At 33.9% G+C, this 12793-nt stretch carries 13 protein-coding genes; 6 read left to right on the forward strand and 7 right to left on the reverse strand.

The features are described from left to right. Positions 1-205 precede the first annotated feature (205 nt). Entirely contained in the window at positions 206-1141 is a 936-nt protein-coding gene (locus NG806_RS10090) for a lysophospholipase (protein WP_261512932.1), read from the forward strand. A gap of 224 nt (positions 1142-1365) precedes the next feature. On the opposite strand, the gene NG806_RS10095 is transcribed toward NG806_RS10090, so the two are convergent. After that, positions 1366-2955 (reverse strand): ABC-F family ATP-binding cassette domain-containing protein, encoded by a 1590-nt coding sequence (locus tag NG806_RS10095; RefSeq protein ID WP_261512933.1) that lies wholly within the window; start codon positions 2953-2955, stop codon positions 1366-1368. Between the two features lie 194 nt (positions 2956-3149). On the opposite strand from NG806_RS10095, the gene NG806_RS10100 reads away from it, so the two are divergent. The 5 genes from NG806_RS10100 (at position 3150) to NG806_RS10120 (ending at position 7409) form a co-directional block, all read left to right on the forward strand. Continuing rightward, entirely contained in the window at positions 3150-3704 is a 555-nt protein-coding gene (locus tag NG806_RS10100) for a phosphoribosyltransferase (protein WP_034682317.1), read from the forward strand. Positions 3705-3747: 43 nt separating this feature from the next. After that, positions 3748-4326 carry an adenylate kinase gene (locus NG806_RS10105; RefSeq protein ID WP_214827176.1) on the forward strand — a complete coding sequence of 193 codons (579 nt, stop codon included), beginning with the start codon at positions 3748-3750 and terminating at the stop codon, positions 4324-4326. Positions 4327-4391: 65 nt separating this feature from the next. Beyond that, positions 4392-5375: a GTPase ObgE gene (obgE, locus tag NG806_RS10110; protein ID WP_214827178.1), complete on the forward strand. Its 984-nt coding sequence runs from the start codon at positions 4392-4394 to the stop codon at positions 5373-5375. A 70-nt stretch (positions 5376-5445) separates the two neighbouring features. Next, complete coding sequence (locus NG806_RS10115) at positions 5446-5931, forward strand: porin family protein (protein ID WP_261512934.1); 486 nt, start codon at positions 5446-5448, stop codon at positions 5929-5931. A 215-nt stretch (positions 5932-6146) separates the two neighbouring features. Beyond that, entirely contained in the window at positions 6147-7409 is a 1263-nt protein-coding gene (locus tag NG806_RS10120; protein WP_214827182.1) for a DEAD/DEAH box helicase, read from the forward strand. A 55-nt stretch (positions 7410-7464) separates the two neighbouring features. On the opposite strand, the gene NG806_RS10125 is transcribed toward NG806_RS10120, so the two are convergent. The 6 genes from NG806_RS10125 to NG806_RS10150 all read right to left on the reverse strand — a co-directional run bounded on the left by NG806_RS10125 (position 7465) and on the right by NG806_RS10150 (position 12690). Beyond that, positions 7465-8226 (reverse strand): TatD family hydrolase, encoded by a 762-nt coding sequence (locus tag NG806_RS10125; RefSeq protein WP_261512936.1) that lies wholly within the window; start codon positions 8224-8226, stop codon positions 7465-7467. A gap of 3 nt (positions 8227-8229) precedes the next feature. Continuing rightward, positions 8230-8757, reverse strand: coding sequence for a DUF4269 domain-containing protein (locus NG806_RS10130; RefSeq protein WP_261512938.1), 528 nt, complete (start codon positions 8755-8757; stop codon positions 8230-8232). Between the two features lie 3 nt (positions 8758-8760). Continuing rightward, complete coding sequence (locus NG806_RS10135) at positions 8761-9711, reverse strand: GSCFA domain-containing protein (protein WP_214827187.1); 951 nt, start codon at positions 9709-9711, stop codon at positions 8761-8763. A gap of 108 nt (positions 9712-9819) precedes the next feature. Beyond that, on the reverse strand, positions 9820-10791 hold the full coding sequence (locus NG806_RS10140) for a polyprenyl synthetase family protein (protein WP_214827189.1): 972 nt from the start codon (positions 10789-10791) through the stop codon (positions 9820-9822). 102 nt (positions 10792-10893) lie between these two features. Next, positions 10894-12036, reverse strand: a complete 1143-nt coding sequence (locus tag NG806_RS10145; protein ID WP_214827190.1) for an inorganic phosphate transporter — start codon at positions 12034-12036, stop codon at positions 10894-10896. A 15-nt stretch (positions 12037-12051) separates the two neighbouring features. Further along, positions 12052-12690, reverse strand: coding sequence for a DUF47 domain-containing protein (locus NG806_RS10150; protein WP_214827191.1), 639 nt, complete (start codon positions 12688-12690; stop codon positions 12052-12054). Positions 12691-12793: the final 103 nt, after the last annotated feature.

Below are 12793 nucleotides of genomic sequence, written 5' to 3' on the forward strand. Positions count from 1 at the left end.
CTTTTGTTTTTAGATTCATGCAAAATTACTTTTAAAAAAAATGGTGGGCAAATTATGGGGAAAATTTATTTTCATTCTTGTTTAAAATCATGGAATTAAGATGGATTTTAAGTTGTAAAATTCCAAGTTCTCAAAAGTATGTGATATCAGTTTCTTTTATTTATTATGTATATTTGAGTATACTCTGAAATAATCAAGGTAGCCTATGAGAACATTACACCAATCAGGATATTTATCTAAAAATACGAACAACCGGCCTCAACTTTTTTACAATACGTTTATTCCTGAGACGAATCAGGTAAAAGCAACTTTACAGATCATTCATGGAATGCAGGAGCATAGTGGAAGATACTCTGAAATAGCTGAATATTTTGCAAGTCAAGGATTAGCTGTATTAACTTATGATCACCTGGGACACGGAAAGTCAGTAAATGATAAAAAAGATATTGGATTTTTCCAATTGGATCAACCAGACAGAAAACTGATTGATGACGCAGAAATGATGAGCAATCATTTGATCAGCCAATATCCCGAGGTTCCTCATTTTATCCTTGGCCATTCGATGGGTTCGTTTGTTACCCGTTGCCTTCTTCAAAAAATAGGGAATCAGTTTACCGGAGCCATTATTGTAGGAACAGGAGGTTCTTTAGCAGGCCTTGGATTATTGAACACTTATTTCTCACTGGCCAATACAATAGCTCCACGTCAAAAAACATTTTTTAATTCGCTTTTTAATTTTGTTAATAACAGTCATTTTAAAAAGGATAAAAACTTCAGTGATACAAGTTGGCTGAGTTTGAACCAAGCTAATAGAGATTCTTTTACTAAGGATGAGCTTTCCGGAATCCCTTTCACTAACAATGCTTTTTATACTTTATTTAAAATGTATAAAAAAGCAACAAAAAGAAACTGGGCAGATAACATTTCTAAATCTTTACCTTTTCTATTCGTCAGTGGGCAGGATGATCCTATTGGAAATTTCAGTAAAGGAGTTATGCAGACTGTAGATAATCTTAAACACGATGGATTTACTCATGTAGACTATAAAATCTATCCTAAGATGCGCCATGAAATTATGAATGAAGAAATTAGAGAGGAGGTATTGAGTAATATTTATACGTGGATTAGAGAGCATTTATAATAACTCGTGTGGCTTCGAGAGCCTCAGCCACACGAGTTAAGTTAAGAAAATTTTTTGCATTTGTCATTCTGTAAGAATCTAAGCAGCTCATGTTTAGAATGATGATTTAGATTCCTACGGAATGACAGGATTAAAGTATAGATAATTATCGCAGATAAAATCCTTGCGCCTTAAAAACACATCTATCTTAAAAAATTGCGTCTTTGCCTTTAACCAATATTTAATTAATCCAACACAATCTCATTTTCTACACCAATCTCCTCCAGAAAAAACTCATCATGAGAAATCACCAACAATGTTCCTTGATAGTCTTTGATGGAATTGGTAAGGATCTCTACATTTTGAAGATCTACATTATTCGTCGGTTCGTCCAGAACAATAACATCCGGTGCTTTATTACTGATAGACAATCCGCACAGCAAAAGTCTTAAACGCTCTCCCCCACTCAATACTTCTCCTTTCTTATCCCAGGTTTCTTTACCAAATAAAAACCTCGACAATATGGTTTTAACCTCAGACTCCTGTAATCCATTATCATTAAACTTCTGAGCAAATTCATAAATTGTTGCTTCTTTATCAATTAAAGAGTATTCCTGATCAATATAGATCGTATTAAAATCTGTTCTGTTTACAGTTCCAATAGTAGGTTCTATATTTCCAAGCAAAAGTTTTATCAATGTTGTTTTTCCCGAACCGTTAGAACCTTTGAAAGAAATACGATCCCCGCTTCTGATCTCGAGATTAAGATCTTCCGGCCACAGGAAATTTTCGTTGTATTTAAAATTAACATCCACTGCATTAATAAGAATTTTTCCGGAATGCAGATTAGGATCATCAAAATTAACTTTCATCTGTTCTGTATTTTTTATAGAAGAACGCAATCCCCGTAGATCACCAGAAATATCATTGATCTTTTCAGCATGGATATTCTTTAATCTGGAAGTATTTTTTTCAGCATTATTACGAAGTGTATTCATCATAATTCTTGCAACACCGGATTTCTCCTGTTTTTTCTTTCCTCTGGCATCCAATTTCTGCTTCCTTTCCAATGTTTCGCGTTCTTTTTCTTTTGCCTTTTTTAAAGCCCGTTCTTTTGAATGAATGTCATTGTTCAATGCTTCTTCTTCAATTTCTTTTTGTTCAGTGTAAAAATCAAAGTTTCCGCCGTATGTGGAAATACCCTTATTACTCAATTCATAGATGGTATCAACAAGATTTAATAAAGCTCGGTCATGGCTTACAATAACAAGTGTTGAACTTGTTTTATCGATATAATCATACAATAAATTTCTTCCTTCCCGATCTAAATGATTGGTAGGTTCGTCTAATAATACAATATCCGGTTCATTAATTTGCATTCCTGCCAGAAAGACTTTGGTTTTTTGTCCACCACTTAAGCCATTCAGCTTTTGATTTAAATCCAGATTGTTCAGTTTCCAGTATTCTAATATATGTTGACACCGTTCTTCAATGTCCCAATCATCATTTAAAATTTCAAAGTAAATTTCATCAACATCTCCGCCGCTGATTTTCTCTAAAGCATCTAGCTTTTTGTCTATTTTTAAGCATTCAGCGATTGTAAGATCATTAAAATTCCCAAACATTTGTGGAACATAATATAGATCACCCTGGATATTTACCGCTCCATCCAAAGGTTGAATTTCGTTTGCAATGAGTTTAAGCAGGGTAGATTTCCCCATGCCGTTGCTTCCGGCTAATGCCGATTTTGAGTGTGATGGTACCGTTAAATTGATATGACTAAAGAGCAGGTCTCTGTTAGGAAACCTATAGGATATATTTTGTAGAAAAATCATGATTTCTTTCTAATTAAAGTTAAACATCAATAATCCTGTGATTATTACTGATCAAATATGAAAGAAATTATATCCTACATGAGCCTGTTTTTAGGTTTTGTGTATGCAAATATAATGCAAATAGTGGATTAAACAGAAAAACATTTTAATCAAAAATCAAAAATCCGTAACTTTGCCAACTACTAAAAATTTTTATGGAAAGCATTAAAGTTCACGACAAAACTTTTGTTCCTTATTTAAAGGACGCCGAAATTCAGGAAATAGTAAAAGCAACAGCGCTAAAAATTTATGAAGATTACAAAGATGAAGTTCCTGTCTTCATAGGGGTTTTGAACGGAGTTATCATGTTCTTCTCAGACCTTTTAAAGCATTACCCGGGAAACTGTGAGATTGCTTTTATTCAAATGAGTTCTTATGCAGGAACAGAATCTACAGGAATCGTTTATCAGAAAATGGAATTAACGAAAGACGTTAAAGACCGTCACATCATTCTTGTAGAAGACATCGTAGATACAGGAAACACAGTTGAAAGTCTTTTCAAATATTTCAAAGAAACACAACGTCCAAAATCTGTAAAACTGGCGTCTTTCTTATTAAAACCTGAGGTTTATAAAAAAGATTTCAAGCTGGATTATATTGGAAAAGAAATTCCAAACAAATTTGTTCTTGGTTATGGATTAGATTACGATGAATTGGGAAGAAATCTTTCGAATTTGTATCAATTAGAAGAGGGAAAAATCAACCATTAATTTCAAATCTGAAATTTAAATTTAAATATCTAATTAAATAAAAATGATAAACATTGTTCTGTTCGGGCCTCCAGGAAGTGGAAAAGGAACACAAGCTCAAAATCTCATCGAAAAATTTAATCTAAAGCAAATCTCAACAGGTGATCTTTTCAGATTCAATATGAAAAATGACACTGAATTAGGAAAATTAGCTAAATCTTACATCGATAAGGGAGAATTGGTTCCAGATCAGGTAACAATTGATATGCTGATAGACGAATTAAGAAAACCGACAGATGCGGCAGGATTTATTTTCGATGGATACCCAAGAACTGCTGTACAAACAGAGGCTTTGGAAAAAATCGTTAAAGAAGAGCTGAATGATGACATCGATGTTTGTCTTTCATTGATCGTAGAAGATACAATTTTGGTTGAGAGATTACTGAAAAGAGGAGAAACAAGTGGTAGAACCGACGACAGTAATGAAGAGATCATCCAAAACAGAATTAAAGAATACTATACGAAAACAGCTGAAGTAGCTGAATTGTACAAGCAACAAGGTAAATATGTAGAGGTAAATGGAGTTGGCGAAATCAACGAAATTTCTGAAAAGTTGTTCGCTGAAGTAGAAAAAATAAAATAATCGGGATTCGGGGGACGGGATGAGAGTTTCCTATCCCGTAACTCGCAACTCGTAACAAATAATATATGTCTAATTTTGTAGATTACGTAAAGATTCATTGTAAAAGCGGCCATGGTGGTGCAGGTTCTGCCCATCTTCGTCGTGAAAAATACATTCCTAAAGGTGGACCTGATGGTGGAGACGGAGGTCGAGGCGGTCATGTTATCATGAAAGGGAATGCTCAGGAATGGACTTTACTTCCACTTCGTTATACCCGTCATGTAAAAGCAGAACGTGGTGAAAACGGAGGAAAAAACCAGCTTACAGGAGGTTATGGAGCTGATGTTTATATTGAGGTTCCTATTGGAACCATTGCCAAGAATGAAGAAGGTGAGATCATTGGTGAAATTTTAGAAGACGGACAGGAAATCATTCTGATGGAAGGAGGAAAAGGAGGTATGGGAAATGAATTCTTTAAATCTTCTACCAACCAGACTCCAAGATTTGCACAACCGGGAATGGATGGTCAGGAAGGCTTTGTTGTTTTTGAACTTAAGATTTTAGCCGATGTGGGTCTTGTAGGTTTCCCTAACGCTGGAAAGTCTACTCTTTTGGCTTCTGTTTCTGCAGCGAAACCTAAAATTGCAAATTATGCATTTACTACTTTAACTCCTAACTTAGGGATCGTTGATTACAGAAATTACAAATCTTTTGTAATGGCTGATATTCCGGGAATTATTGAAGGTGCTGCTGAAGGAAAAGGTCTTGGTCATCGATTTTTAAGACATATTGAAAGAAATTCAATCTTATTATTCATTATTCCGGCTGACTCTGAGGATCATTTCCAAGAGTTTAAAATTCTGGAAAATGAACTGAAAGAATATAATCCTGAATTGCTGGATAAAGATTTCATTGTTTCCGTTTCAAAATCAGATCTACTTGATGATGAACTTAAAAAAGAGATCTCCGCCGAATTTCCAGAAAACAGACAACCCATATTTTTCTCTGGGGTAACCGGAGAGAATCTTATGGAATTGAAGGATGCGATCTGGAAGAAATTGCATGGATAAAACTATTTAAGTCTTTATAAAAAATTATTAATAGAGTGCATTTTGTGTACTCTATTATTATATCTATCATTTGCTAAAGAGAAATTTAGACCCAAAATCTTTCTTCTATGCAGGAGGACTTGTAGAATATCCTTTATCTCCAAAAGTTGCTTTGCAAGGGGAGTTACTTTATACCCAGATTGGAGGAAAAATGAGTAAAGAGGCCGTTCCCATTCCTGATAGCCGAGTAATTAATTTTGAAAACACTCGTTATAACCTTCGATTTTCTCAAATTCAGGTTCCTGTTTCCATAAAATACAGTATCATTCCCCAGTTTTCTGCATCTGTTGGAATGAACATCGCATTTAATTTGTCTTCAAAAGTAAAAACAACATTCCTGGGTACAGATCTGTACGATTATGAAGGAATTAAAACACTGAACCTTTACCCCTTTTTAGGTGCGGAATACAAGTTCAATAAAAAATTCTTTGTAGATGCCCAATATAATTTCAATTTTACCAAAATAAATACAGCTAACGGACTTCCCGTTAAAGCAGGTTTTCTACAGACGGTGTAGGTTATCGTTTTAAATAAATCTCAGGATAAATCAGCAATAATAGGTAAAATAATGTACTTAAATTATTTTACCTACCTTTGCATTATATTTCGCGGCATTCTCAGCCCTTTCAGTAATTAATTTTACTTAAAAATTCTGTTAATCTTTTTAGCAGATTCGCTAAAAATGATGAAGTATACTACTTCGACCGCATTATTTTTAATACGCAATATATTTTGTTATTTACAGACTTAAAAATTATCAAGCCCATTTTAGATGCGCTTCAACAGGAAGGTTATGAAAAACCAACTCCTATACAACAAAAAGCTATTCCTTCTATTTTAGAGAAAAAAGATCTGCTAGGAACAGCACAAACAGGAACAGGTAAAACAGCAGCTTTTGCTATTCCTATTTTACAAAATCTTTCAGAACGTCCAAAAAGCAATCAGATCAAAGCCCTAATTTTAACACCTACGAGAGAATTGGCAATACAGATCGAAGAAAGTTTTAGCGCTTATGGAAGAAATCTTCCTTTAAGAAAATTAGTAATTTTCGGAGGGGTTAAACAAGGTTCACAAGAAGCTGCATTAAGAAAAGGAGTTGATATCCTGGTTGCAACACCCGGAAGATTACTTGACTTTATTGCTCAGGGAATTATCAGTCTTAAAAATCTTGAGATCTTCGTTCTTGACGAAGCTGACAGAATGCTGGATATGGGTTTCGTACATGATGTAAAAAGAATTATAAAGCTTTTACCTCAAAGAAGACAAACTTTATTTTTCTCTGCTACAATGCCACCTGAAATACAGAAATTGGCAAGTTCTATCCTGAATAATCCTGTACAAGTTGAAGTAACGCCAGTTTCTTCAACAGCAGAGACCATTAAACAATCTGTTTATTTTGTTCAGAAAGACGATAAATTAGGATTACTCACACATATCTTAAATGACCATATCTCCGAATCTGTTTTGGTTTTCTCAAGAACAAAACATGGTGCGGATAAAATTGCCAGAACTCTTCAGAAAAGTAATATCTCTGCAGAGGCTATCCACGGAAATAAATCTCAAAATGCACGTCAAAATGCTTTGAGCAATTTTAAATCCGGAAAAACCAGAGTTTTAGTTGCTACAGATATTGCAGCAAGAGGAATTGATATAGACGAATTAAAATATGTTATCAACTACGAACTTTCTGATGTTGCCGAAACCTATGTTCATAGAATCGGAAGAACGGGAAGAGCAGGTGCTGAGGGAACTTCAATCTCTTTCGTAGATGGTTTAGATTTGTTGAACTTAAGAGATACCGAAAAATTAATCGGAATAAAGATCCCGGTGATTAAAGATCATCCGTTTCATACAGAGAATCTGGTAGCACAAAAAAGGGATTCCAATAACAAGCCAATGAATGGCAATGCTGGTTCCGGAAGACCAAAACCTGCTCAAAGAAAAGATGCCGGCACGAAAAAGCCAAAGAATAAGAGTTTCTTTAGAAAAAAATAATAAAAAAATCCTTCTCAGTACTGAGAAGGATTTTTTTTACTATAAAACAGGTCAGCTATTTAAACATTTTTTTTCCATTCTCCGTTGTAATTCTACTTATTTCAGGGAAGTCTTTGTTATAGATATTAACCAATTTACCAACCACAAGATCAAGATATGAACTTTCATTTCTTTTTCCCCGATGAGGAACGGGAGCTAAATACGGAGAATCTGTTTCTAAAACGATTTTATCCAATGGGATCTCATGCAAAAATTGATCAATCTTTCCATTTTTAAAGGTTACTACTCCACCGATCCCTAAAATAAAATTGAGGTCTATCGCACGTTTTGCCTGCTCTAGATTACCGGAAAAGCAATGAAAGATCCCCCGAAGTTTCGGATGTCTTTTTCTTTCCAGAACTTCAAAAGTTTCATCAAAGCTTTCTCTTGTATGAATTACGATTGGTAAATCCATTTCAATAGCCCAATCGATCTGTTGTTCGAAAGTCTTAATCTGAATATCTAAAGTCGTTTTATCCCAATATAAATCTATTCCGATTTCTCCGATAGCAGGAAAATGTCTTTGATCAAGATAATTTTTTACGATCTTCAATTCATTTTCCCAAGATTCTGGTTTTACATAACAAGGATGCAAACCCATCATTGAAAAGATCTGGCCGGGATATTCGCTTTCCAAATGGAGCATCTTTTCATGAGATTCAGAATCGATGGCTGGAAGATAAAATTCAGTTATCCCTTTATCAAAAGCTCTTTGGATTGCCTCTTTTCTATCTTCATCAAATTCTTCAGCGTATAAGTGTGTATGTGTATCAATCATTTTCTAAAATTTTAATAGATCTTCATAAGGGTTTTCCAGATTCATCAGTAAACCAAAAGCTGGTTCTGTCTTGATCCCTTTCTTTTTTAATTCTATTATCTGCTGTTTAAATGTTTCTCCTTTCTCACATAGTATGTTGTATTCAGCAATCATATGTCTGTAAGCATTTTGTTTTATTGTCGGCTTATTTTGTCCAAAAATCTCTATGGGAAATTCATCAAGCATAAAGTTTAAAACAATACTTTTTTCTCCATTTACAGTTACTTTTTCAACCTTAACATCTACTTCCAAAGGAATTAGCTTACTAAGCATTATTTCGTTCAAAAAATCTTCTTCAAATCTAAGATCTACCTCACAGATAATATCTAAATCACTGCCCTCAACATCAATTTCAATTGGAACTGTTCCCGCTAAAATCGGAGAATAATTTTTAAGCTTTTCAAAAACTTTATATTTCGTAAGAACTTCAAAAGCTCTTTGCTGTTTCTGATTCCCACTTTCCAAATAATCTATTTTTGTAAAGTCTATCATCAGCTAGAATATTTTATGTTTTACTTTCTTTTGTTGATTGTCGATCTTTTGTTTTAATTTCTCTTTAAAATCAAGATATTTAGGATCTTTCTCATCTTCTGTTTTATGTTGTAAAGCTTTATTAATTTTAAAATTCTCTTTAATAAATTCTTTAGTATTTTCTGAGAAATAAGCAGATCCAAACCTGTCAAAAATATACTGGATAGCCTGAGCATTAGGATGGATCATATCCTCTTTATAGAAACGATAATCCCGTAAATCATCCATCACAATCTCATAAATTGGCAGATAATGGCAATTTTCAATCACCGAAATAGCTTCATGAACAGCGGTGATCAATTTTGATTTGCTAAGTTGGTTTTCCACCATTCCATCTTTGGTATGCCGAACAGGAGATACCGTAAACAGGATCTGTACATTTTCTTTACAGATATCTTTGAGACTTAGAATCGTATTATAAATTGAATCTGTAATTTCCTGGTGGGTCAGCAATCTTTTCTCAAAGAATTTCTGCGGTATCTTATGACAGTTGGCTACAAGCTTTTTCTTTGGCTGAAATTCATAGATAAATGAGGTTCCATAGGTTATAATAACCCAATTCGCATCTTGTAGAAAAAGATTTCCTTCTTCTATTTTGCTATTAATTTTATCCAGTGTCTGATGAATATACCGTGTATCAAAACTGCTATGGTGATCAAGAGAAATATATTCTTCGTTAAAGGTGATTAAATCCTCCTCAATATAAAAGTCTGAGTCATGAAGCCTTTGTATGGCATTGTTAATAGAAAACGGGTTAAAAACAGTCCCAAACGGATTATTAGCTGTCTGAATCTGTCCTTGCTGAAGCAGATCTGACATCTCTGAAGCAAAACAAGAACCTATTGAAAATATTTTATCTTCAACTTCGATCTTATTCTCTGACTCATTGATGTTAACTTCAGTTCTGAATTTCATATATGGGTATAAGGTAGCAGCAATAAGGTTTTAGATAATTTGTAGCAGGAAATAGGTAATATATTCTTGAATTTTTTGCCACCTTCTATCAATAACCTATTATCTGTTCTAACTTTCTCTTCTCAACAAATAATTCGCTAGCTCTATAAAAGGTTTTTTCTTTTCTTCCGGAATATTAATCTTCTGAAGATAGCTCTGACCTATCTCATTATGTTTTTGAATTAAACGCAATGCCTTTTCATCAACTTTGGTTCTTCTGAAAATTTTCTCCACTCCATAAACCTTATCAATATTATCGGTCTTTTTAGAATACCAATGATCAAGTTCTCTTCTTTCTTCATCAGTGGCATGTTCTCTCGCCATTAAATAAAGAACCGTTTTTTTGTTTTCATAAATATCACCGGCATGTTTTTTCCCAAACTGTGCCTGATCTCCAAATACATCTAAATAATCATCCATGATCTGGAATGCAATTCCGATATGTTTCCCAAAATTGAAAATAGATTTTGCATCTTTAAAATTAGCCTTGGCAATCAGAGCTCCTATCTCAAAAGAAGAGGCACTTAAAACACCTGTTTTATAAGTAATCATTCTGATATAATCATCAAAAGTCACATCTTCCTGAGTCTCAAAGTTGATATCATATTGCTGACCTTCACATAGCAAAAGTCCGGTATGCGTAAATATTCTGATACAAGCTTTAAAAATTTCCGGCTCCAGATCTTCAAAGAACTTGTATGCTTTTAACATCAGTCCATCTCCGGAAAGAATTCCCACATTAATTCCGTGTAAAGTATGAATGGTAGGTTTATTTCTTCGCAATGGAGCTTCATCCATAATATCATCATGGATCAAAGTAAAATTATGGAAAAACTCGATCGCTAATGCGGGCTTAATCGCCTGCTTAAGATCACCTCCGAACAAATCACAAGCCATTAAAACCATAATAGGACGTAAACGCTTTCCACCATGGGAGATGATGTAGTTCATCGGATCGTATAATTCCGTAGGCTTATCTTTAAAAGTGTATTTGGTAATGGCATCAGCAACAAGCTGTTGGTAGGTGTCTAAAAATTCCATAAAATCCTATAATTTCAACAAAAATACAATTTTTCAAGTCTTTATAAAACAAAAAACTTTGCCCATTTGGACAAAGTTTAATATTATTATTTAAAATTCTATTTAAGAAAGAAAAGCAACCAAAAGGTAGGTAATTCCTGCTACAATAGCTGAAATAGGAATTGTTAATACCCAAGCCCAAAGTAAGCTTACGGTAATTCCCCATCTTACGGCAGAGATTCTTTTCGTTAGTCCAACACCGATAATAGAACCTGTAATTGTATGCGTTGTAGAAACAGGAATACTCAACTGGTCTGTAATAAATAAAGTAATAGCTCCTGCTGTTTCAGCACTTACACCTTCTAATGGGGTTACTTTAGTAATTTTAGTTCCCATTGTTTTGATGATCTTCCAACCACCGCTCATAGTTCCCAGACCAATAGCCAGGAAGGATACCAAAGGAACCCAAAGATAATGCTGAGCAAAATAATCAAAACGTCCAGCAGATGGTATGTTTAGATAAACAGGATCATGTAACATTTCCACATGATAATAAATCAAGGCCGCTCCAATAATTCCCATTACTTTTTGTGCATCATTCAAACCGTGCCCAACACTAAAAAGTGCAGAAGAAACAAGCTGTAATCTTTTAAAAGATTTGTCTGCTTTGTATGGGTTTGATCTTTTATATAAATGAACAATAATTAATGTAATAATAATTGAGATTACCATCCCTATAATTGGTGCCATGAAAATAAACAGGAAAATAGGAATTACTTTATCAAATTTCACCACACTTTGTGTAGTTAATTGATGAAAAGCCTGTTTTAATGTTTCAAATGTTCCTAGGCTAGGTTGTGTTGCTACCACATCGTGATAATCCAACATAAAAGCATGCATCAAAGCTGCTCCTAAAAACCCGCCAATTAAAGTATGAGATGAAGATGATGGAATACCAAACCACCAAGTTAAAAGATTCCAGGCAATTGCCGCAACAAGACCTGAGAATATAACCTCAAGGGTAATAAAATTTTCATTAACCGTTTTGGCAATGGTATTTCCTATTCTAAATTCACCTATTACATAGGCTGCTAAAAAGAATGCTGCAAAATTCCAAAGTGCTGCCCAAAGTACCGCCTGAAATGGAGTTAAAACTTTCGTAGAAACAATTGTAGCAATTGAATTGGCCGCATCATGAAAACCATTAATATAATCGAAGATTAAAGCTAAAGCAATAATAACCGTAAGTAAAATCGGAAATTCCATTTTTTGTTATATTGTTTATGCGTATTTAATCATGATGTTCTCAATAGTATTGGCAACATCTTCTGCTTTATCAGTTACTATTTCAAGATAATTAAGTACAGATGATACTTTAATAATATTGATAGCATCATTAGTTTCAAACAACTCTACCATTGAATTGGAAAGCAGATCATCTGCAATATTTTCAATAGAGTTTACTTTAATACAAGCTTCTTTTACCTGATCCATATTTTTGAACCCTTTCAGGTTTTTCATGGCGTTCTGAATTTCAAGACATGCTTTATGAATTAACAGAGAAAAATCTGCATAAGCCTTCATTAAAGGCGATTTGTATAAGAAGATGTATTTTGTAGAAGCGTAGATATAATCAGCGATATCATCTAAACCTGTTGCCAGTGTATGGATATCTTCACGATCAAAAGGAGTGATAAAGTTTTTTCCAAGCTCTATGAAGATTTCGTGAGTAAGTTCATCATTTTTATGTTCATAGTCGCTCATTTTCTTCAACATAGAGTCGTCATTAACGTCAAAATCCTTGATTCCGTTGTTGAATTCCTCAGACATTGCAACCAGGTTTTCAGTTACTTTTTCAAAAAGTACGAAGAAGATTTTATCTTTTGGCTGAAAAGCGTGGAAAATATTTCCAATTCCCATTTTTAAGTATTTATAATTTCGTCTGCAAATTTCCTAAAAAAGGACCTTAACAAAAAGCATCTAACGTTAAGTTTTGTTAACATTGGTTTAAGTACTGATTATC

The organism is Chryseobacterium paludis, assembly GCF_025403485.1.
GTDB classification, from domain to species: Bacteria; Bacteroidota; Bacteroidia; order Flavobacteriales; family Weeksellaceae; genus Chryseobacterium; species Chryseobacterium paludis.